Genomic DNA, 21,711 nt, shown 5'->3' on the forward strand with positions numbered 1-21,711 from the left:
TCACATGCTGCCTCACACGGTGGTGCGGTCGTGACCGGCCCAGTGGGGCTTGCGCAGATCCTTCTTCATGATCTTGCCGGTGGGGTTGCGCGGTAGTGCCTCCATGAAATCGACGGTCTTGGGACACTTGTAGGCGGCCAGCCGTTCGCGCGCCCACGCAATGAGATCCGCTTCCGACGCATCGCCTTCGACGGCAACGACGGCTTTCACGGCCTCCCCCCACTTTTCGTCGGGCACGCCGAACACCGCGACCTCGATGACCGCGGGATGCTCGGCCAGCACCCGCTCGACCTCGATCGAGTAGATGTTCTCCCCACCGGAGATGATCATGTCCTTGAGCCGGTCCTCGACGAACACGTATCCGTCGGCATCCACGCGGCCGATGTCACCGGTACGGAACCAGCCATCGGGCGTGACCGCCTCGGCGGTGGCCTCCGGCTTGTTGTGATAGCCCTTCATCAATTGCGGTGTGCGGAACCACAATTCGCCTTGGCAACCGGCCGGGACATCCTGAAGGGTATCGGGGTCGACGACCCTCAGCTCACCTTCGGGAACGAGGCTGCCCGCGCTGACCATGCGCTCCTCATCGCCCGAGCGGTGGTCCTCGGGCATCAGCCGGGTGATCGCTCCACACACCTCGGTCAACCCGTACACCTGGATGAAATCGGTCTCGGGCCAGGCCTGCAGCGCCTGACGCAGCAACGGCAGCGGCATCGGTGACGCGCCATAGGCATAGGTTTTGAGCCCGCCGAACAGTTTTACCGCGTCCGGTCCGGCTTCGAGGACCTTGGCCAGCACCGCGGGCACCAGGAATGTCCGGTTGGCGCCGGCCAGGATCCCGCCGGCCAAAGCGACAGCGTCGACGTCGCGGGTCATGTAGCTCGGGATGCCGTTGTGCAGGCCGTACTGCAGGTAGGACGTCCCACCGACGTGGAACAGCGGCATCGCCACGAGGTTCTTGTCATTCGGCTCGGCAACCCAGCTGTCGAAGGCATTGACGGTGTGGGCGATGACGTTGGCCTGGGTGAGCGCAACACCTTTGGGCCGGCCCGTGGTGCCCGAGGAGTACATGATGATGCAGACATCGTCGCTCTGAACATCCGGCGCACGGCCCTGCGGCGTCGCTGCGGCGAGCATCGCCTCGTACTCGTCGTCACCGTCCGGTTTGACCTCGATGATCTCTGCGACACCCGGCAGTGCGTCGCGGATGGCCTCGACACCGGGTCTCAGCTCGGCCCCCACGAACAACAGCTTGGCTCCGGAATCGTTGAGCACATAGTTCATTTCGTCGGCAGAGAGCCGGAAGTTGATGATGGCGGTGGCCGCGCCGAGCGCCGCGGCGGCCAGCACCACCTCGGCACACGCCGGATGGTTCTTGTCCAGGAACGCGACCACATCACCGCGCTCGACGCCCCTGGCGTTCAGCGCGCCGGCAGCCCGGCGGATGCGGTCATACCACTGCGACCACGTCCACGTCCGGCTGAGATAGGTGATGGCCTCCTCGTCGGGTTTGGTCGCTGCCCAGTGCGCCACCCGCTCGTCGAGAAACTTCGGTGTCGGCAAATCAGACATGAGGTGAGCGTGCCACGGCACGCCGAGCGTCAACCGGCTTTCGGGTAAACCTGGCGGCCGGCCAGGTAGGTGGCCCGTACCTCCAGGTCGGCGACGGCTTCGGCCGGTACGGTCAGCGGGTTGGCCGACACCACCACCAGATCGGCGTACTTGCCGACCTCCAACGAGCCGATCACGTTGTCGGCGAACAATTGCCACGCCGCGTCGATGGTCTGCGCCCGGATCCCCTGCTCGACGGTCAGCCTCTCCTCAGGGCCGAGCACCCGGCCGCTGGGAGCGGTCCGGGTGGCCGCGACGCTGATGTTGCGCAGCGGCTCCTCCGGCGTCACCGGCGGATCATTGTGCAGCGAGATCCGCATGCCGGTGGCAACGGCCGAACCGCACGGCATCCACGTGTCGCCGTGCTCCGGCCCGAACAGTCCGTCGACGATCACGTCACCCCAGTAGTGCAGTTGGTCGACAAAGAGGCTGGCGGTCACGCCCAGATCGTGGGCGCGCTGCAGCTGTGCGGGGGTGATGGCGCCGACGTGTTCGAGCCGCAGCCGGTGGTCGTTACGAGGCCAGCGCGCCAGAGCTTCCTGGTACACGTCGAGGATGGTGTCCACGCCCTTGTCTCCGTGCACATGGCAGGACATCTGCCAGCCCCGGGGATAGAAGGTGCCGACGATCTCGGCGAGCTGATCTTTGGTGTAGTTGGCATGCCCGCAGGATCCGGGCACCACGCCGATGATCCGAGTGGCGTCGGTGTCCAGATACGGGAAGGTGAGGTCGATGTTGCCGATCCACGGTGAACCATCCACCCAGATCTTGATCCCGACCTGACGCACCAGGTCGTCCCCGTCGAACGGGCTTGCATCCGTGTGCAATTCGGCGGTCGACATCTCGTAGGTGCGCAGCCGCACGGTCAGCCGATCGTGCATGTCGGCCAGCAGCGGCCGGAACATCGGGTCGAACGCCATCTCCGAGCAGGTCGTCAGTCCGGCCCGGTTGAGCCGGGCGCATTCTGCCAGCAGCATCGCCGGATAGTCCTGCGGGTGAATGGCGCCGGTCAACAGCGGGAACACCGCGGCGGATTCCTCAGCGGTACCGTCCAAATTGCCTGCGGCGTCGCGACCGTACTTCGCCCCCTTGGGATCTGGGGTGTCCCGCGTCAGGCCGGCGCTTCTCGCCGCCGCGGTGTTGAAATACGCCTTGTGTCCGGAGTTGTGCATGATGACCAGCGGGGTGTCGGCCACACCATCGAGCCAGGCCAGGTTCGGCTCGGGTAATCCCTTCTGCAGCAAGGCATCCCAACCGTTGAGGTAGGCGCCGTCGGCGCCTCTCCTGGCGACCTCGGCGTGGATGGCTGCCACCACATCGTCGGCGTTGCGCAGGGTGACCGGACGGATGTCGACCATCCGGTCCGACAGCGCCACCGCCTCCATCAGCGGATGACCATGCGCCTCAACGAATCCGGGCAACACACAGCCGTCGACCTCACGGACGTCGGTGTCGGCGCCCACCCAGGGTTGCACGTCGGCACGGGTACCGACCGCGACGATCCGCCCGTCGCTGACCGCAAGAGCTTCGGCGGTCGGTCGGGTGGCGTCGACCGTCAGGATGTTGCCGAAGATGACAAGGTCGGCGGACTGTGTCGGGCTGGCCATGACTTGGATGCTAAGCGGTCGGAAAAACTTTCGAGAGCTTTTTCTCCGGCTGTGTCGATTCCGCGGGTCGCCGCCGATCTGGCACCCGACCGTCAAGAGCCGTGAGCTGATCGTGCTGACGAAGTTCGACCCGGGCGAGGTGCTGCGGGTGAATCGAGGAGCTTGCAAGATCTAGCCCGTCGCGGTGACGGTTGTTGCCGCGCCAAATATTCAGGTGCCCCGGGCACTCACGATGCGGTATGCAGAACCATGTGACTGAACTGACCTTGCGTGCGACCACCGACGATGACGACTACCGAGAGTTCATGTCAGCGTCGTACGGGGTTTTCCTGCAAGACCCCCGGATTGACGAGATCGAGCTGATCCGCAAGTTCGCCGACCTCGACCGGATGTTCGGGTTTCACGACGGCAAGCGGTGGACGTCGACGGCCGGGGCGTTTGCGCGCGGGGTGGTGCTGCCCGGAGGTGTGACCGCGCCGGTGGCGGCCGTCACCGCAGTCACGGTGTCGCCCAGCCACCGCCGCCGTGGTCTGCTGACGGCGATGATGCGCCATCAACTCGACGACATCCGATCCCGCGGCGAGGCGCTCGCGATCCTGTTCGCGTCAGAAGCCTTGATCTACGGTCGTTTTGGTTACGGCATGGCGTGCCCCAGCGCCACCTTGAAGGGACAGGTACGCGAGCTCGGGTTCCGTCCGGACGTCGACCTCGGCGACGGCTCGGTGACGCAGGTCGACGCAGCGACGCTGCTGAGCTGCGCACCGGACATCTACCACCAGGCGATCACGCAGAAGACCGGCCAGATGACCAGAACGCGTCCCCACTGGGATTCCTGGATCCACGACAACGATGAGCGCCAAAAGGACTCGGGCAAGATCCGCTTCGCGGTGCACTACGACGCCGACGGCACCGCCAGCGGATTCGCCATCTACCGACCCAAGTCGCAATGGGCAGAGACCGGACAACCCGACGCCGAGCTGCACATCCAGGAGGTGCGGGCCACCCACCCTCGCGCCTACGCCCGGCTCTGGCGCTACCTGCTGGACATGGACCTGGTCCGCGGCGTCACCTTCGGCGGCGCCGCCGTCGACGAACCGCTGCGCTACCTGGTGGCCGACCAGCGCGCGCTACGCTGCGACGTGAGCGACGGCCTCTATGTGCGGTTGGTCGAGGTGGCCCGGGCGTTGGCGCTGCGCCGCTACGCCGCCCCGATCGACGTCGTGCTGGAGGTGACCGATGAGTTCTGTCCCTGGAACACCGGGCGGTTCCGGCTGCGGGGCGGCCCTGAGGATGCCGACTGCGAAAACACCACGACCTCAGCCGATATCGCCATCACCGCCCGCGACCTCGGGGCCATCTACCTGGGCGGGGTGAGCCTGCAGGCGTTGACCGCCGCCGGATTGGCCGTCGAACTCACCGCGGGTTCGGTGCAACGGGCCGCGGTGGGGTTCGGCTGGCCGACCGCTCCGAGCGTTCCCGACGACTTCTAGCCTCGGCTGGCACGATGGTTCCCATGGTGCATGCGGTGATGTTCGACTACTCCGGAACGCTGTTTCGGCTCGAGGAGGACGAAAGCTGGTTCGCAGGTATGGCCGTCGACGAGCAGGAGGTCGACGGCCACGTGCAGGCCGAATTGATGCGTCGGCTCACCGCGCCCACCGGACGCTCGGTGGCGATGTCCGACGAGCAGTACCACGCCTGGCTGAACCGCGACCTGACCCCCCATCTGCACCGCGAGGCCTATCTGCACGTGCTGCGCGAGTCGGGGCTGGCCGACCACCACGCCGAGTCGCTCTACAGGCGGGTGATCGATCCGGCCAGCTGGAGGGCCTACCCCGATACCGTCGAAGTGCTGAAAGGTCTTGAGTCACAGGATATTCGGACCGCGGTCGTGTCCAACATCGCGTTCGACGTACGCCCGGCGTTCGTGGCCGTGGGCGCAGACGCCTACGTCGACGAATACGTGCTGTCCTTCGAAGTAGGCGCGGTCAAGCCGAATGCGGCGATCTTCGCCACTGCCCTCGACAAGCTGGGAGTGGCGGCGTCCGACGCCCTGATGGTCGGTGACAGCGAAGAGGCCGACGGCGGCGCGCGGACCCTGGGTTGCGGGTTCGCGCTGGTCGACCCGTTGCCGACCGCCGACCGACCCGATGGGCTGCGTTCGGCGCTGAAAGCGCACGGCATCTCGGTCTAACCTCGAAACCATGTCTGACGACCGCATCTGGCCACCGTGGTGGCTCAAGTACGTCAACAAGGTGATGATCGGGCTCAACAAACTCGGCGTCGGCGGCGCCAAAGGCCCGGTGGTGCTGACCGTCACAGGACGCAAAACCGGTAAGCCACGGACGACGCCGGTCACCCCGATGACCGTGGAAGGCGCACGCTACGTCGTCGCCGGCCTGCCCGGCGGCGATTGGGCCGCCAACGCGCGGGCCGCCGGTGAGGCGACCGTGCACCAGGGCCGTCGCGCCCAGCGCGTCCGGATGGTCGAAATCCCGGCCGAGGAGGCGCGGCCATTACTGCGCGAGTTCCCGATCCTCGTGCCCACCGGCGTCGGCTTCATGAAGAACGCCGGACTCGTCACCGGACCGAATCCGGACGAATTCGAAGCGCTCGCCGGTCGCTGCGCAGTATTTCGGCTCGACCCGCTGTAGCCCCGCGTCAGAGGTGCGGCGCCTCCTTGATCTTGCTGTCCTGCTTGCCGGCCGTCTGACAGAACGTCTGCACCGACACCCGGGTCCCGGTGATCTCCAGCTGCGCTGCGTCGGTGCCCTTCTCGTCCTTGAGCATCTTCGCCACGGCATCGTCCTGGGCCTTCTCGTCGTGGCTCAGGTAGTCCTTGCAACTCGTGTCGCCGCCGGTCACCGTCGGTGAGCACCCGGCCAACATCGCACCCGCGATCAGACCCGAGACCAACACGCCTGCCGAACGTTTCATCGTCGCCCTTTCTGTCGGCGCGCAAGACACGCACACAGCGAGTTCCATACCCCTGGACAGGCTCGGTGAAACACCGCTCTACAGTCGAGCGGGTGAGCTCAGAGCCCAACGCAGCCTGCCCGTTCAACCCCGCGGCGTGGCAGTCGGTCGCCGGTTTCGACGATCTGACCGACATCACCTACCACCGCCACGTGGCCGACGGCGCCAAGCAGCCGACGGTCCGCATCGCATTCGACCGGCCCGAGGTGCGCAACGCCTTCCGCCCCCACACCGTCGATGAGCTCTATCGGGTGCTCGACCACGCCCGAATGTCCTCGGATGTCGGCGTGATCCTGCTGACCGGCAACGGTCCGTCTCCCAAAGACGGTGGCTGGGCGTTCTGTTCGGGCGGTGACCAGCGCATCCGGGGTCGCACCGGCTACCAGTACGCGTCCGGCGAAACTGCCGAGACTGTGGATCCTGCCCGCGCCGGACGGCTGCACATCCTGGAGGTGCAGCGCCTGATCCGGTTCATGCCGAAGGTGGTGATCTGCCTGGTCAACGGCTGGGCCGCGGGCGGTGGGCACAGCCTGCACGTCACCTGCGATCTGACCCTGGCCAGCCGCGAGCACGCCCGGTTCAAGCAGACCGACGCCGATGTGGGCAGCTTCGACGGCGGGTTCGGCAGTGCCTATCTGGCGCGGCAGACCGGGCAGAAGTTCGCCCGCGAGATCTTCTTTTTGGGCCGCAGCTACGACGCCGAGACCATGCACCAGATGGGCGCGGTGAACGAGGTCGTCGACCACGCCGACCTGGAACGCGTCGGGCTGCAATGGGCCGCCGAGATCAACGGCAAGTCACCGCAAGCCATCAGGATGCTCAAGTTCGGCTTCAACCTGATCGACGACGGGTTGGTCGGCCAGCAGGTATTCGCCGGGGAGGCAACACGTTTGGCCTACATGACCGACGAGGCCGTCGAAGGCCGCGACGCCTTCCTGGAGAAGCGCGCCCCGGACTGGAGCGGTTTCCCGCGCTACTTCTGACGCCGGTGGGCGCAAGAAGTTACCCCAGAACTACATGGCACCGAACTACATGGCACCGGACTTCGCCGCGAGAACCATCGCTCGCACCTGGTCCCGAAACACCTCGGGGATGCGCTGCCGGTCCAGATCCAAAAAGCCTTGCACGATCAGCGCTCGAGCGTCGTCCTCGGTCATCCCGGTGGCCATCAGGTACGCCACTTTATCCTGACTGATCATCCCGATCGATGCCTCGTGGGACAACTGCGCGTCGGCCATGGTAGCCCGAAGCGCGGGTGAGGATTCAAGCTGACCACCATCGGTCAGCTTGAGGCCGTCGCAGCCGAGATAACCTCGCACGCCGTGCGCTTCGCCGATGAGATGTGACCGGTTGGCAATGTCACCACCGTCGGTCACCATCCGCGCCAGCGATTCGGCGTTCGCGCCGTCTCCGACCAGTCGGATCTGTGATGTCATCACACGCTTGGTTCCCACCGGCGCGTAGACGACGACCTGTTCGTTGGACACGCCGTTCTGCTCGATGATGCTTTCGCTGTCAGAGTAGTGATTACGCAAGCCGGACATCGCAATTGAAGTATCGATGACCGTCGCGTCTTTGCCGATGTGGGTGCGCGCGTAGCTGTCCACATCCATGCCCGCACCCCAACGTTCGATGGACACGGACTCACACACCGCACCTTCGCGGACGTAGGTTTCTGATATCGAGACATGATGTCCCGTACGTACGCCCGACGGTACCGCCGACCCCGACAGCATTTTCACCTTGGCGTTGCGGTCGATGACCGTGATGTTGTGGACGAACTGGCGACCTTGCGGTGTCTCCAGCAGGGTGAACGACTGCAGCGGCTTGGTCAGTTCCACATCTTCGTGCACCCAGACAAAATGTCCGACGCGCTCGGCGGTGGACTGTGCGAACTCGCGGACGAGTTCGTTGTGGTCAGGCGAGATGAGGTTGAACGTCAGATCCTGGACCCACGAATATCGCCGCAACGCTTCGGAAATCGGCAGAATCTCGACGCCGTCGTCGAGCACCGAGATATGACGGACCTCGTTGTCGACAATGACGCACGTGCCGGAACGCAGGGGTTCAGGACTGTAGCCGATCTGCTGCAGCGGTCCTACTTCGCGTTCGGTGAGAATGTCGGTGACGTCGGCAGTAGTCATGCGGTGAGCCCTTCCATGAGGTCAGGGGCGGTGTAGCCCTGATTCTTGATGTGGTGGAACAGTTCGTAGGGATCGCCGGAATACACCAGCCGACCATTCACCATGAGGTGACCGACATCGGCGCGGAGATGGTCGAGGATGAACCCGGTGTGGGTGATGATCAGTGCCGAACGGTGCCCATCGGCCCCGTCGTCGCTGTCATCGCACAGCAACCGGTTGATGGCGGCGCCGACGGCCGCGATGTGCTGGAGATCCACTCCGCTTTCTGGCTCGTCGAACAGGCACAGCGCGGGACGCTGTAGACAGAGTTTGAGGATTTCCCAGCGCTTGATCTCCCCACCGGAGAATCCCGCGTTGATGTCACGGTCGATCAGTGCGCCGAGATCCAACAATTCGGCCTGATGCACCAGCTCGGGCACGGCGTTCAGTGACGTGGCCAGATCCCGCAACGACACTCCTTGCAGTGCCGGCGGGCGCTGGAATGCCATCCCGACACCACGGCGAGCGCGTTCATCGACCCCGAGGGTCTCGATGTGTTCTCCGAAGAGCCGAATCGTGCCGCTGCTGACCCGATATTGGGGAAGCCCCATGATTCCGGCCAGCAGTGACGATTTGCCCGAACCATTCGGCCCGAACAACACGTGTGTCTCGCCGGATCCGATACTCAGATCGACACCGCGACACAGTGGGGTGTCACCCGCGGCGATATCGACCTCCGCCAACTCCAGTACTGATTGCATACACCCGAGGTTAGGCTGTCCTTACTTTTCTCCGTTAGGGACTTTGTGCCTCTGAAGTTCGAACGATGGTCACCTCGCCGGCGCGGCACCCCCTGCGCAGTCTCACCGCTCACTGAACGGGCACCCTGCGGGGTGCCAGCCATTCATCGCCATCTCCATCTGATCGTCGTCGAGCGCGTCGACGGTGAGCCGCTTCTGCCCGTCTTGATAACGCATACCGTCGAGCAGCAAGGCGACGTAACGGCGCCATAGTTCGGGCTCGACCCGGCCTGCCCATTCGCTGACCGTGCCGGCCAACAGGCCCAGGATCGGCATGTCGGTGTGTTCGATATCGGGCCGCAAATAGCCGTCAACGCGGGCCCGCTCGACGAGTCTCGAGATCACCGGAATGAGGCGCAATCGTGAGCTCTCGACACCGCATCCGCCGTACGCCGTGCTATAGACCATCTCACGGAGTCCTCGATCAGTCGCGGTCAGTTCGCAGAGTTGCCCCACGAACCACACGAACCCCGCCCACGAATCCTCGTTCTGGAGACCGGATTCCGCGAGGGCAACGACCCGGTCGATACCGTCCTCGAACACCGCGTCGAGCAGTTCTTCCTTCGTGGCGAATCGCCGGTACACCGTGCCCACTCCGACATTGGCGTGATGCGCGACGTCATTGAGCGTCGCCTCGAGGCCCTTTTCGGCGAACAGTTCCCGCGCCGCCGCGAGCACGCGTTGCCGGTTGCGTTCAGCGTCTTTGCGTAGTGCTCGACGGGGCGGTACTGCGGTCATCGGGTGATTCTAATGACACCGCAACCGGATTGACCGCATCCAGTTATTCACTTAGATTCTCTACCCAGGCTCGTTGTCGCCAGTGGTGCGCGACAGCATTTCGGGGAAGGGCTTCCACCATGGCTGCAGTTCGGCGTGCCCGGTGATCGCGGTACTCAAACGCGGCTGGCTGCCGGTCCTCATGGTGGTGGCGATTGTCGTCGGCATACTCACGGTCTCCCAGCTACGGTCGGTGTTCGGTTCCGATGGAGCGGTGGTGACACCGGTCGGGTCGGACACCGCAGCCAAGTTCAATCCGAAGGTCGTCGTCTACGAGGTCTTCGGCACAGGAACCACCGCAACCGTCAACTACACCGACCTCAACGGATTGCCGCAGCGGACCGAAACCAGCGTGCCCTGGTCCCTGCGACTCGAAACAACCATCCCGTCCGTGCAGCCGAACCTGCTGGTGCAGGGCGACGGTCAATCGATCGGCTGCCGGGTCACCGTCGATGACGTGGTGAAGGACGAAAGGACCGCCCAGGGCGTGAATGCCGCGACGTACTGCTTGGTGAAGGCCGCATGACGCTCCATACCGACGAGACCCCCACCGACGCCATACCACCGGCCCCGCACGTCGAACATCCCCGGCTGCCATGGTTCATCCGCACCTTCTCCATCCCCATCGTGCTGGGCTGGCTCGTCATCGTCGCGCTGCTCAATACCGTTGTGCCACAACTGGAAATCGTCGGCAAGATGCGCGCGGTATCGATGAGTCCCAACGATGCGCCGGCGTTGATCGCGACGAAACACGTCGGCAAAGTGTTCCAGGAGTACGACACCAGCAGCTCGGTGATGATCGTGCTCGAAGGTCAGGACAAACTGGGTCCTGACGCGCACGCGTTCTACGACGAGATGGTCCGCAAACTGCGGGCCGACCCCAAACACATTCAACACGTCCAGGACTTCTGGGGCGACACGCTGACTGCGGCCGGCGCCCAGAGTATCGACGGCAAAGCCTCTTACGTCCAGGTCTACATCGCCGGTGACCAGGGCGAAGCGCTTGCCAACGAGTCGGTGAATGCCGTCCGCGACATCGTCAAAGAAACCCAGGCGCCGCCCGGCGTCAAGGCATACGTGACGGGGCCTGCCGCGACCACGACGGATCAGAATGCCGTCGGCGACGCGAGCATGGAGACGATCGAAATGCTCACCTTTGCGGTCATCACCGTGATGTTGCTCATGGTCTACCGATCCGTCGTCACGGTGCTCATCACGCTGTTCATGGTGGTGATCGGATTGTCCTCGGCCCGCGGCATCGTCGCGTTCCTGGGCTATCACAACGTGTTTGGGCTCACCACGTTCGCCACCAACATGGTGGTGACGCTGGCCATCGCCGCGGCCACCGACTACGCCATCTTCCTGATCGGCCGATATCAGGAAGCGCGGAGAAACGGCGAGGACAAGGAATCGGCCTACTACGACATGTTCCACGGCACGGCGCACGTGGTGCTGGCATCGGGCATGACGATCGCCGGGGCGACCCTGTGCCTGCACTTCACCAGGCTGCCGTATTTCCAGACCATGGGTATCCCGCTGTCGGTCGGGATGACGATCGTCGTCGCCGCGGCACTGACCCTCGGGCCCGCGCTCATCTCCCTGGTCACCCGGTTCGGCAAAGTGCTCGATCCCAAACGCATGGACCGGGCTCGAGGCTGGCGCCGCATCGGCACCGCCACTGTCCGTTGGCCCGGCGCGGTCCTGGTGACGGCGGTCATCGCGGCTCTGGTGGGCCTGTTGACACTGCCCGGCTACCACACCACCTACAACGACCGCATCTTCCTGCCCGCCGATGTACCGGCGAATGTCGGGTACGCCGCAGCCAACCGGCACTTCTCCGAAGCCAAGATGAATCCGGAACTGGTGATGGTGGAAGCCGACCACGATCTGCGCAATCCGGCCGACTTCCTGGTTATCGACAAGATCGCCAAGGCGATGGTGCGAGTGCACGGTATCGCCCAGGTTCAGACCATCACCCGGCCCGACGGCAAGCCGATCGAGCATGCCTCGGTGCCCTACTCCATGAGCCAGAGCGGTACGGGCACGCTCATGAACAACGACTACCAGCAGACCGTGCTGGATAACACGTTGAAGCAGGCCAACGACATGCAGACGACCATCGACTCGCAGGAGAGGCTGTACCAGATCACGCTGCAGCTGGCCGAGGTCACCCGCAGGATGGCCGACAAGATGGGTAAGACTTCGATGGATATGAACCAGGTGCGCGATCATCTGGCCGACTTCGACGACTTCTTCCGCCCGATGCGCAACTACCTCTACTGGGAGCCGCACTGCTTCGACATCCCGGTGTGCTGGTCGCTGCGGTCGATCTTCGAAAGCCTCGACGGCATCGGCACCATGTCCGACGACTTCCAGGACATCGTCCCGGATCTGAACCGGATGGCCGAACTGACCCCGCAGATGGCAGCCTCCATGCCCCCGATGATCCAGGTGATGAAGAACCAGAAGCAGTACCTGCTCAACCAGTATCAGGCGCAGAAGGCGCAGCAGGATCAGAACATCGCCCAGCAGGACAATCAGACGGCGATGGGACAGGCGTTCGACGCGTCCCGCAACGATGACAACTTCTACCTGCCGCCGGAGGCCTTCCAGACGGCAGACTTCAAGCGGGGCATCAAGCTGTTCCTGTCGCCCGACGGACACGCGGTGCGGTTCACGGTCTTTCACCAGGGTGATCCGCTGACCGAGGAAGGCACCTCGCATATCGATCCGCTGCGCACCGCGGCAGCAGACGCCATCAAAGGCACCCCGCTGGAGGGCTCGACGGTCTACATCGGTGGCAGCGCAGCCATGTACAAGGACATGCAGCAGGGCGCCGATTACGATCTGCTCATCGCGGCGGTCGCTTCGTTGATCCTCATCTTCCTGATCATGGTGGTGCTGACCCGTGCGGTGGCGGCCGCGGCCGTGATCGTCGGGACCGTGGTGCTGAGCCTCGGCGCGTCGTTCGGTCTTTCGGTCCTCCTGTGGCAGCACGTCGTCGGGATTCCGCTGCACTGGATGGTGCTGCCGATGTCCGTGATCGTTCTGCTGGCCGTCGGTGCGGACTACAACCTGCTGCTGGTTTCCCGGATGAAAGAAGAGATCCATGCCGGAGTGCGCACCGGCATCATCCGAGCGATGGCCGGCACGGGATCCGTGGTCACCGCCGCAGGTCTGGTGTTCGCGTTCACGATGATGTCGATGTCGGTGAGCTCTCTCATCGTGATCGGACAGGTGGGTACGACGATCGGCCTGGGGTTGCTGTTCGACACCCTGGTGGTGCGATCGCTCATGACACCGTCGCTGGCAGCGTTGCTCGGACGCTGGTTCTGGTGGCCGCAGCATGTGCGTCCGCGCCCGATACCGCAACCGTGGCCGACACCGATCCATCGCGATCCCGCCCAAACGCCGGCCTGACGAAGTTCACTCGAACGGCTCTGTTCCTAGACTCGTCGGATGAGCAAGAATCCGCTGCGCCGGCTGTCCGAACAGCTGTTGCTGACCGGCATGCGCCCACCGTTGACCGAGCGGCTGCACAGCCGGGGCGACATCGACGTCGGCGGGAAGCGCATCCTGCTGACCGGTGCATCCTCGGGTATCGGCGAGGCCGCCGCCGAAAAGCTGGCCGCACGCGGCGCCATCGTGGTGGCCGTGGCCCGTCGCCGAGAACTACTGGACGACTTGGTCGGGCGGATTACCGCCCGCGGCGGCGACGCCCGCGCACACGCGGTGGACCTGTCGGATCTGGACGCGATCGACGAACTGGTCGCCACGGTGGAGCGGGACCTCGGCGGGGTGGACATCCTGATCAACAACGCCGGTCGGTCGATCCGGCGCCCGCTGGCCGAGTCACTGGAGCGTTGGCACGACGTCGAACGGACCATGACGCTCAACTACTACGCGCCGCTGCGGCTCATCCGCGGGCTGGCTCCTGGCATGCGGGAACGCCGCGACGGGCACGTCATCAACGTCGCCACCTGGGGCGTGATGAACGAATCCGCGCCACTGTTCGCGGTGTACAACGCGTCGAAGGCGGCGCTCAGTGCGGTCAGCAGGGTGATCGAAACTGAATGGTCCGCGGCAGGGGTGCACTCCACAACGCTGTACTACCCGCTGGTGAAGACGCCCATGATCGCCCCGACCCGAGCCTACGAAAGACTGCCCGGGCTGTCGGCAAGCGAAGCCGCCGACTGGATGGTCACGGCGGCCCGCACTCGCCCCGTGCAGATCGCGCCGCGGATGGCGGTCGCGGCCAAGGCACTCAACACCGTGTCCCCCGCGTTGGTGGACGCGATGATGAAACGGCAGCGCGTCCAGCCAGTTTGACGTGTCACGCCGCCGAAGCCTGGACCCGATGGTAGACAGAGCGCTATGGAGATCCTGGTCACCCGGATGCTGATCCGGCCGGTCGACTACCCGAAATCGCTGGAGTTCTACCGCGACGGGATCGGCCTGGCGATCGCGCGGGAGTACCCGGGTGGCACGGTGTTCTACGCAGGTCAGTCGCTGATCGAATTGGCCGGCCACCACAGCCCGACCGAATCCGGCGTCTTCCCCGGTGCGCTGTGGTTGCAGGTGCGTGACGTCTACGCCGCGCAGGCCGAGCTGGAGAGCCGCGGCGTGCGGATCGCCCGGGCCGCGCAGGAGGAGCCATGGGGCCTGCACGAGATGCACGTGACTGATCCAGACGGCATCACGCTGATCTTCGTCGAAGTCCCTGACACGCATCCGCTGCGCCACGACGTCCGAGACTGATGTCCGTGATATGACGAAACCCCCTGCCGCGGCAGGGGGTTTCGTCATATGGGCTCAGCGTCTCGGCACCGCCAGCGGCCAGCCGACCGAGGCCAGCCGGGCCGCCACCTGATGGATCTCCTCGGGGTTCGGCTCCTTCTCCGTGACCTGCTGGATGGCGCTGCGAATCTCGGCCTCGGTCACCGGGTCGTCACCATCATTGGACCGCAGGATCGCCTGCGCGGCCTTGATGATCTCATCCTCCGTCAACGCGCGCTTCAACAGCGCCAGCAGCGGAAAGTAATCCTTCGGCGGCACGCCCTCGGGATAGCCCTCGTGCAGCCAGGCCAAGACATTGTCGACGACACCGGTGGTTTCAGTCATATTGTCAGCTCACTCACGGGATGAAGGGAACGGGGTTGAACCCGAAGTGGTGGATGATCGTCGTCTTGGTGATGTAGAGGATCGCGATCACGATCACCGCCGCAACCACCGCGAACAGCAGCAGCCCGAGCGCCTTGAGCGCTTGATTCGGCGTCGAGACCGTGCCGTCCTCGTGGGTGCCACCGGCACCGCTGGAGTACGCCACCAACCCGCTCGCGAAGAGCGCAGGCAGTCCGGCACCGAGAATCAGTCCGACTACCAGCACCTTGAAAATGGCTTCTATATAAGTCATCAGTCAATCCCTATTCGTTGGTCTCGAAGCCCAGTCAGACTGCTGCGGTCTTGTCGCCGCTTTTGGAGGCCTGGCGGACATCGGCGGGCACGACCGAGTTGGTCGTGTCGTCCCAATCGGCGTTCACGTTGCTGTGGTCGACCTTCTGCTGCTGGGCACGCCACCACATGTAGCCGGAGAGCGCCACCAGGATGACGAAGATGAGGCCGTCACCCACCAGAGCCGAACCGGTCAGCGTCTCGACGCCTTCGGACAACCAGAAGGACAGCGCGCCGACGACGCCGGCGGCAGGCAGGGTGACCAGCCAGGCCATAGCCATGCGCCCGGCAACCGCCCACCGCACATCGGCGCCGGGCTTACCCACACCGCTGCCCAGGATCGAACCGGTCGCGACATGGGTGGTCGACAGGGCCATGCCGGCAGCCGAAGAACTCAGGATGACCACCGCCGAGGAGGCCTCAGCCGCGAAGCCCTGCGGGGACTCGATCTCGACCAGGCCCTTGCCGAGGGTGCGGATGACGCGCCAACCGCCGATGTAGGTGCCCAAGCCGATGGCGAGTGCGCACGACAGGATGATCCAGAACGGCAAGCCATTTTCCTTCACGTCGCCGGTCAGGTGGCCGGTGGTGATGAGGGCCAGCGCGATGACACCCATGGTCTTCTGCGCATCATTGGTGCCGTGAGCCAGCGCCACCAGCGAGGCGGTGGCGATCTGCCCCCAGCGGAAGCCCTGTTCGCGACGCTTCTTCGCCACATTTCGGGTGATGCGATACACCAGCCACGTTCCGACCGCGGCGACGATGCCCGCGATGACGGGTGAAGCGACAGCCGGGACGAGCACCTTGGAGATAACGCCGTTCCAGTTGACCCCCGCACTGCCCAGCGCCGCCAGGCCAGCCCCGATCAGACCGCCGAAGAGCGCGTGCGACGAGCTGGACGGGATACCGAAGAGCCAGGTGAGCAGGTTCCACAGGATGCCACCGATGAGGCCGGCAAAGATGATGGTGAGACCGGTCGACGAGGAGATCGACGGCAGGAGGTGGCCGGTCTTGCTGTCCTGCACCTTGACCACCGAGGTGGTCACCGTGACCGCGACCTCGACCGACAGGAACGCACCGACCAGGTTGAGGAGGCCGGCGAGGATGACAGCCGTCTTGGGCTTGAGTGCTCCCGTGGCGATCGATGTCGCCATGGCGTTGCCGGTGTCGTGAAAGCCGTTGGTGAAGTCGAAGGCCAGTGCCGTTGCTATCAACAACACCAGAATGATCAGCTCTGCGCTCATGGCGCTAATTCTGGGGGACTACCGGCAATTTTGACCAGCCGGTGCACTGCCTGAATTAACCCTCTCAACAGGCAGTTTTACTGATTCAGCGATGAGTTCACCGACTGTTCATCTCAGGGCTTCAAGGTGTTTGCCAGTAGCAACGGCGAGCGGATCGCCGCGATACCGTCACTGTGACCCACAAGCCTCAGCGAATGCACCGGTCTCAGCGGCACTACCATCTAAGGCAGTCTCCGTCGCATGCCCGGGATCCTCACCCGGTTCCCCATCAGGAGTTGCTGCAGTGAACACCTTTCTCGCCAAGATCGCGGCTTGGCTCAAGTCCGGTTATCCCGAAGGAGTGCCCGATGCCGATCGAGTGCCGCTACTGGCTCTGCTGTCCCGGCGTCTGACCAACGAGGAGGTGAAGGCCGTCGCCCGCGACCTCATCGACCGCGGCGAGTTCGATCACGTCGACATCGGGGTGCTGATCACGCAGATCACCGACGAGCTGCCGCGGGCCGAGGACATCGAACGGGTGCGTGAACGCCTGGCCGCCAAGGGTTGGCCGCTCGACGATGCGCGCGACCACGAGACCGGCGAGGACTCCGCCGACGGACAAGAGGGGTCGGCATAGCAATCCTGCGCCCGATCGGTGTCGGCACCACCGCGCCGCTGTTACCGGTCCTGGAGGCCGTTCTGGCCGGCCGGGACTCGGCGATCCTTCCGGTGCCCGCCGACGACGAACGCCAGGCAACGCTGCTGACAACGGCTTTACGCGCCGGTTCGCCGATCGACGACGATGTCGCGGTGGTGGTGTCGACATCGGGCACCACCGGCATCCCCAAGGGAGCCCTGCTGACCGCGTCGGCACTGCGGGCCAGCGCCGACGCGACTCACCGACGTCTGGGTGGGCCTGGGCGCTGGTTGTCGGCGCTGCCGGGCCATCACATCGCGGGGCTGCAGGTCCTGGTCCGCAGCGTCGTCGCCGGCACCACACCGGTAACCATCGCTCCGTCGTTCGATGTCGGTGATCTACCCCGCGCGGTCGCAGCGATGGGCTCCGGGCGGCGGTATGCGTCGCTGGTGGCGGTGCAGCTGGACAGGGCCCTGCGGGATGCCGAGGCGGCCGCGGCACTGGCCGCCCTGGACGCCGTCCTGATCGGCGGCGGCCCGATGCCCGCCGGGGTTGCCGAACGCGCTGCCGCAGCCGGTGTGACGGTGGTGCGCACCTACGGCATGAGTGAGACCGCGGGCGGCTGCGTCTACGACGGGGCGCCGCTGGACGGGGTGTCGGTGCGCATCGATGACGGCCGGATTCTGCTCGGCGGGGCAACGCTAGCCAAGGGGTACCGCAACCCGGTGCGGACGCAAGGAGCAATTGGCTCAAGCCCCGACCCGTTCGCCGAACCCGGCTGGTTTCGCACCGACGACCTCGGTGTCGTGGACGACGCGGGGGTGCTGCGGGTCCTGGGCAGGGTCGACGACGCGATCAGCACAGGCGGGTTGACCGTGCTGCCGCAGCTGGTGGAATCGGCGTTGGCCACCCACCCGGCCATCGCCGAATGCGCGGTGTTCGGCGTCGCCGACGAACGCCTCGGCCAGCGGGTGGTCGCAGCGGTGGTGCTGGCCTCGGCCGCCGCCCCGCAGGTGACCGAACTGCGCGCCCACATCGCGCAGACGCTGGACCCGACGGCGGCGCCGCGCGAGATCCACGTCGTGGACGAACTGCCCCGGCGCGGCATCGGCAAGCTCGACCGTCGGGCGTTGGCGACACGGTTCGGCTGAGCACCCGAGCCGGCGCCAACTCGACAGCTGCTACAACGAAACCCGTTACTGGGCAGGTGGTTTCAGCAGAATCACCCGGGTATAGAGCAACTGGAAGCCGCGCCGCTGCACATTCTGCTGAGATTGTGAGCCCGGAGCGGTGGTGACGACAGCGATCTCGCAGCCGGCGGCCTCGGCGTCGGCCAGCCGGGCAGCGAGCAGCGCGGCCTGCACGCCGCGGCGCCGGTAGGCCGGTGCGGTGGCAGCGCCGGTGAGCTGGGCGATCCCGTCGGCGAACCGGACGCTGCCACCGCCGGCCACCACGCCGTCGCACACCGCGATATACGCTGCGGCGCCGGCCTTTTCCATGTCACGTTCGACCCGCTCGATGACATCGCGTGGGAATTCTTCGTGGCCGGGCACCCCGACACCGTCGGGGTGGGCGAACCCATGCACCACCACGTCCACCCACGCGTCGAGGTCGTCGGCGCGCCGGACCTCGACACCGGCCACGGCCTCCTCGGCGCCGGCCGCCGCCCGGCCGAGAACATTCTCGAATCCGGCCACCCGGTAACCGCGGCCGGTCAGCAATGCCGCAATCGCCGGATCCGCCAGCGTGGACAGCTCCACCTGGGTGGCGGCAGCGCCGCGGGCGGCCATCATATGTTCGACCTCGCCGAGCAGCGCGGTGTCGGGCACACCATCGAAACCCAACCCCACCACCTTGTTCAGTGGCGACCGGGGTTCGGCGAAGCACGCGTAACCGCCGGCCACCGGTACCGCGAGCACGTTCGCGCCGCGGCGACCCGCCGCGTGCGTGGCCGCGACGATCAACTGTGTCTCGGCTCGCTCGATACGGGCCGCCAGGTCGGTGCCGCAGAAGAGTACGTCGGTGTGCACGTCGCCTACGATCTCATCTGTCTCGGACCGCTCGCCACCGAAAACTCGGGGAACGCTGTCCCGAATGGTCAGACACGCCCTGGTGACGCCCGCCTAGTGGTGTGTCCACCCACTGGTGGTTCCGCCGAAATCACCAGCCGCGTTCGGCGAACCGGTGCGGTGGCGCGACATCGTCCACGTTGATGCCGGCCATTGCCTCGCCCAGCCCGCGTGACGCCTTGCTCAGCTCGTCGGGATCGTTGTAGAAGGCGGTCGCCTTGACAATCGCAGCAGCGCGTCGGGCTGGATCCTGTGACTTGAAGATGCCCGAGCCCACGAAGACCCCTTCGGCGCCAAGCTGCATCATCATCGCCGCGTCCGCCGGCGTCGCGATACCCCCGGCGGTGAACAACGTCACGGGTAGCTTCCCGGCCCGAGCGACCTCCACCACTAGGTCATAGGGTGCTTGCAACTCCTTAGCCGCAGCGAACAACTCATCCTCCGGCAGTGATGTGAGCCGACGAATCATCCCTCCGATCGACCGCATGTGAGTTGTCGCGTTGGACACATCGCCGGTGCCAGCCTCACCCTTGGACCGGATCATTGCCGCACCTTCGGCGATACGACGCAACGCCTCGCCCAGATTGGTCGCCCCACAGACAAACGGAAGGTTGAAGGCCCACTTGTCGATGTGGTGGGCGCAATCAGCGGGTGTCAATACTTCAGATTCATCAATGTAGTCGACACCTAGACTCTGTAGTATCTGCGCCTCAACGAAATGGCCAATTCGCGCCTTGGCCATCACCGGAATACTCACTGCCGAGACAATGCCATCGATTAGATCGGGATCACTCATCCGCGCTACACCGCCTTGCGCGCGGATATCGGCCGGCACGCGCTCCAAGGCCATCACCGCCACCGCGCCCGCCCCTTCCGCAATACGCGCCTGCTCAGGGGTTACCACATCCATGATGACCCCGCCCTTGAGCATCTCTGCCATACCGCGCTTCACGCGGGATGTTCCAGTCTGCGGGCCGGCCGTGCGGACAATCGGGTCCATCATGGACTCGTTGCTGACAACTCCCTGCACGTCGTGGCTCATCTTGCGGCCGAAGTTAAGGCGTTGTCGAGTACCTCGAGCACTCTGTCGGCCTGATCATCCGAAATCGCCAAGGGTGGTTTGATATGGATCGTTCCGGCCGGGTAGTGACCGAAGATAACCCCGTTGCGCATGCTCTCCTCATAAACCCTACGGCCCTGCTCGACGGCAGGCTCCTTCGTATTCCGGTCCGTGACCAACTCCAGTGCGATCAGCAGTCCGGCTCCCCGTACGTCACCGATCAGCTGGTGACGATCGCGCAGCTCATTCAACCGCTTGAGCATTCGATCGCCCTGACGCTCGGCCTTCGCGGGAAGATTCTCCTCCAGCATGACGTCCACGACTGCGATCCCCGCGGCGGCGGCGATCGGCGATCCCCCTTGTGTGAAGTGGTGCCAGGCTTCGGTTTCCAGCCCGCTTGGTACCAAATCATCACGAATTATGGTCGCTCCCAGCGGGATACCACCACCGATAGGTTTGGCTGTCGTGAGGATATCGGGCTCAAATCCCCATAATTCACACGACCAAACCTTCCCCGTTCTCCCCATGCCCGAAACGACCTCGTCGATGATCAACAACACACCGTGCTTTTCGCAGATGTCTTGGATGATGCTCCAGTACTCCTTTCGACACGGCATGATATTTCCGCCGACACCACTCTTGATCGGTTCGGTGATGAATGCTGCCACGTCGCCGGCAGTGGAATGTGTCAAGTGTTGATCCAGATACGTAGCACACTCGACGTCACAGCTATCGGGCTTAAGGTTGAATGGGCATCGATAGCAATACGGGGCTGGAATATGGCTGATACCCGGGTAGGTGTTGGCCCGTTCGCGAAACCATGCGTGCCCTGGCGTATTTCCGGGATCCGCGAGGCCAGCCAGTGCCAATGTCCCACCAAAATAACTGTAGTATGTCGTAACTATTTGTTTCTTGCCTGTCGTGACCATCGCAAATTTGAGCGCCGTCTCGTTTGCTTCGGAGCCGCCGCACGAAAAGTAGATCTTGCAGTTATTCCGCATTTTCCCCGGCGCAATGTCCGCTACTTTCCTGGCAAGCTCTGCGCGCGGGATGCTCACATGCCATGTTTGTACATGGGAAATCCGCTCAACTTGATCTTTCACGGCGGCGACATACCGCGGATGTGAGTGGCCAATGTTAGCAACGTGGGCTTGAGACATGCAATCAATGTATTCCCGCCCTTCGTTGTCGACGACTATCGATCCGTGCCCTTCGACCAGGACCAGCGGATCGTATCCCCAACCGTGAATAACATGCTTACTGTCCAGCTTTACAGCATCTTCAGTGCTCATGTCATTGATTTCCATCATTGCCTTCTCTATTTTCGAGGCTCAACTTCTCAGTCGAGTTAGGTCGATATCCTGAGGTGTTCAGATC

Annotated in this window: 22 protein-coding genes; 10 read left to right on the top strand and 12 right to left on the bottom strand. The window is 64.5% G+C overall.

What is annotated here, in order from left to right; translation table 11 throughout:
• Window positions 1–12: 12 nt before the first annotated feature.
• Together H276_RS0113500 and H276_RS0113505 are read right to left on the bottom strand one after the other, a co-directional pair.
• Window positions 13–1,572 (bottom strand): long-chain-fatty-acid--CoA ligase, encoded by a 1,560-nt coding sequence (locus tag H276_RS0113500; RefSeq protein ID WP_019971839.1) that lies wholly within the window; start codon window positions 1,570–1,572, stop codon window positions 13–15.
• 29 nt (window positions 1,573–1,601) lie between these two features.
• Window positions 1,602–3,218 (bottom strand): amidohydrolase, encoded by a 1,617-nt coding sequence (locus H276_RS0113505; RefSeq protein WP_019971840.1) that lies wholly within the window; start codon window positions 3,216–3,218, stop codon window positions 1,602–1,604.
• A 251-nt stretch (window positions 3,219–3,469) separates the two neighbouring features.
• On the opposite strand from H276_RS0113505, the gene H276_RS0113515 reads away from it, so the two are divergent.
• From H276_RS0113515 to H276_RS0113525, 3 genes are read left to right on the top strand one after another with little or no spacing between them, the layout of a single operon-like run.
• Window positions 3,470–4,708 (top strand): GNAT family N-acetyltransferase, encoded by a 1,239-nt coding sequence (locus tag H276_RS0113515; RefSeq protein ID WP_026356965.1) that lies wholly within the window; start codon window positions 3,470–3,472, stop codon window positions 4,706–4,708.
• 14 nt (window positions 4,709–4,722) lie between these two features.
• Entirely contained in the window at window positions 4,723–5,412 is a 690-nt protein-coding gene (locus H276_RS0113520; RefSeq protein WP_026356966.1) for an HAD family hydrolase, read from the top strand.
• A 10-nt stretch (window positions 5,413–5,422) separates the two neighbouring features.
• Window positions 5,423–5,872, top strand: coding sequence for a nitroreductase family deazaflavin-dependent oxidoreductase (locus H276_RS0113525; protein WP_019971844.1), 450 nt, complete (start codon window positions 5,423–5,425; stop codon window positions 5,870–5,872).
• A 7-nt stretch (window positions 5,873–5,879) separates the two neighbouring features.
• On the opposite strand, the gene H276_RS0113530 is transcribed toward H276_RS0113525, so the two are convergent.
• The gene (locus H276_RS0113530) at window positions 5,880–6,155 is read right to left on the bottom strand and encodes a hypothetical protein (protein WP_019971845.1); all 276 of its coding nucleotides are present in this window, start codon (window positions 6,153–6,155) and stop codon (window positions 5,880–5,882) included.
• Between the two features lie 92 nt (window positions 6,156–6,247).
• Here H276_RS0113530 and H276_RS0113535 point away from each other — a divergent pair, with 92 nt between their 5' ends.
• The gene (locus H276_RS0113535) at window positions 6,248–7,177 is read left to right on the top strand and encodes a 1,4-dihydroxy-2-naphthoyl-CoA synthase (RefSeq protein ID WP_019971846.1); all 930 of its coding nucleotides are present in this window, start codon (window positions 6,248–6,250) and stop codon (window positions 7,175–7,177) included.
• 45 nt (window positions 7,178–7,222) lie between these two features.
• Here H276_RS0113535 and H276_RS0113540 read toward each other — a convergent pair whose 3' ends face one another.
• The 3 genes from H276_RS0113540 to H276_RS0113550 all read right to left on the bottom strand — a co-directional run bounded on the left by H276_RS0113540 (window position 7,223) and on the right by H276_RS0113550 (window position 9,855).
• Window positions 7,223–8,338, bottom strand: coding sequence for a SufD family Fe-S cluster assembly protein (locus tag H276_RS0113540; RefSeq protein WP_019971847.1), 1,116 nt, complete (start codon window positions 8,336–8,338; stop codon window positions 7,223–7,225).
• The gene (locus tag H276_RS0113545; protein ID WP_019971848.1) at window positions 8,335–9,078 is read right to left on the bottom strand and encodes an ABC transporter ATP-binding protein; all 744 of its coding nucleotides are present in this window, start codon (window positions 9,076–9,078) and stop codon (window positions 8,335–8,337) included. Before H276_RS0113545 ends, H276_RS0113540 begins: the two co-directional genes overlap by 4 nt.
• 102 nt (window positions 9,079–9,180) lie before the next feature.
• Window positions 9,181–9,855: a TetR/AcrR family transcriptional regulator gene (locus H276_RS0113550; protein WP_019971849.1), complete on the bottom strand. Its 675-nt coding sequence runs from the start codon at window positions 9,853–9,855 to the stop codon at window positions 9,181–9,183.
• A 142-nt stretch (window positions 9,856–9,997) separates the two neighbouring features.
• Here H276_RS0113550 and H276_RS0113555 point away from each other — a divergent pair, with 142 nt between their 5' ends.
• The 4 genes from H276_RS0113555 to H276_RS0113570 are packed head-to-tail and all read left to right on the top strand — an operon-like array spanning window position 9,998 to window position 14,652.
• Window positions 9,998–10,420, top strand: coding sequence for an MmpS family transport accessory protein (locus H276_RS0113555; protein ID WP_019971850.1), 423 nt, complete (start codon window positions 9,998–10,000; stop codon window positions 10,418–10,420).
• Window positions 10,417–13,314, top strand: coding sequence for an RND family transporter (locus tag H276_RS0113560; RefSeq protein ID WP_019971851.1), 2,898 nt, complete (start codon window positions 10,417–10,419; stop codon window positions 13,312–13,314). Before H276_RS0113555 ends, H276_RS0113560 begins: the two co-directional genes overlap by 4 nt.
• A 39-nt stretch (window positions 13,315–13,353) precedes the next feature.
• The gene (locus tag H276_RS0113565; RefSeq protein WP_019971852.1) at window positions 13,354–14,223 is read left to right on the top strand and encodes an SDR family oxidoreductase; all 870 of its coding nucleotides are present in this window, start codon (window positions 13,354–13,356) and stop codon (window positions 14,221–14,223) included.
• 45 nt (window positions 14,224–14,268) lie between these two features.
• A complete protein-coding gene (locus H276_RS0113570) occupies window positions 14,269–14,652 on the top strand; it encodes a VOC family protein (protein ID WP_019971853.1) in 384 nt (127 codons plus the stop codon).
• Between the two features lie 54 nt (window positions 14,653–14,706).
• Here the strand turns inward: H276_RS0113570 and H276_RS0113575 are convergent, their stop codons facing one another.
• The 3 genes from H276_RS0113575 to H276_RS0113585 are packed head-to-tail and all read right to left on the bottom strand — an operon-like array spanning window position 14,707 to window position 16,589.
• A complete protein-coding gene (locus H276_RS0113575; RefSeq protein ID WP_019971854.1) occupies window positions 14,707–15,015 on the bottom strand; it encodes a DUF3349 domain-containing protein in 309 nt (102 codons plus the stop codon).
• Between the two features lie 13 nt (window positions 15,016–15,028).
• Window positions 15,029–15,307, bottom strand: a complete 279-nt coding sequence (locus H276_RS0113580) for a hypothetical protein (protein ID WP_019971855.1) — start codon at window positions 15,305–15,307, stop codon at window positions 15,029–15,031.
• Window positions 15,308–15,341: 34 nt separating this feature from the next.
• Window positions 15,342–16,589 carry an inorganic phosphate transporter gene (locus H276_RS0113585; protein ID WP_019971856.1) on the bottom strand — a complete coding sequence of 416 codons (1,248 nt, stop codon included), beginning with the start codon at window positions 16,587–16,589 and terminating at the stop codon, window positions 15,342–15,344.
• 283 nt (window positions 16,590–16,872) lie between these two features.
• Here H276_RS0113585 and H276_RS0113590 point away from each other — a divergent pair, with 283 nt between their 5' ends.
• Window positions 16,873–17,205, top strand: coding sequence for a DUF3349 domain-containing protein (locus tag H276_RS0113590; protein WP_019971857.1), 333 nt, complete (start codon window positions 16,873–16,875; stop codon window positions 17,203–17,205).
• A 38-nt stretch (window positions 17,206–17,243) separates the two neighbouring features.
• The gene (menE, locus tag H276_RS0113595; RefSeq protein WP_081625475.1) at window positions 17,244–18,356 is read left to right on the top strand and encodes an o-succinylbenzoate--CoA ligase; all 1,113 of its coding nucleotides are present in this window, start codon (window positions 17,244–17,246) and stop codon (window positions 18,354–18,356) included.
• Window positions 18,357–18,401: 45 nt separating this feature from the next.
• Here the strand turns inward: menE and H276_RS0113600 are convergent, their stop codons facing one another.
• The 3 genes from H276_RS0113600 to H276_RS24120 all read right to left on the bottom strand — a co-directional run bounded on the left by H276_RS0113600 (window position 18,402) and on the right by H276_RS24120 (window position 21,641).
• Window positions 18,402–19,235: a GNAT family N-acetyltransferase gene (locus tag H276_RS0113600; RefSeq protein WP_019971859.1), complete on the bottom strand. Its 834-nt coding sequence runs from the start codon at window positions 19,233–19,235 to the stop codon at window positions 18,402–18,404.
• A gap of 130 nt (window positions 19,236–19,365) precedes the next feature.
• On the bottom strand, window positions 19,366–20,274 hold the full coding sequence (gene pdxS, locus H276_RS0113605; protein WP_026356967.1) for a pyridoxal 5'-phosphate synthase lyase subunit PdxS: 909 nt from the start codon (window positions 20,272–20,274) through the stop codon (window positions 19,366–19,368).
• A gap of 38 nt (window positions 20,275–20,312) precedes the next feature.
• Window positions 20,313–21,641, bottom strand: coding sequence for an aspartate aminotransferase family protein (locus tag H276_RS24120; protein WP_196807908.1), 1,329 nt, complete (start codon window positions 21,639–21,641; stop codon window positions 20,313–20,315).
• Between the last annotated feature and the right edge of the window lie 70 nt (window positions 21,642–21,711).

The sequence above is a fragment of the Mycobacterium sp. 141 genome, from assembly GCF_000382405.1.
Lineage (GTDB): Bacteria > Actinomycetota > Actinomycetes > Mycobacteriales > Mycobacteriaceae > Mycobacterium.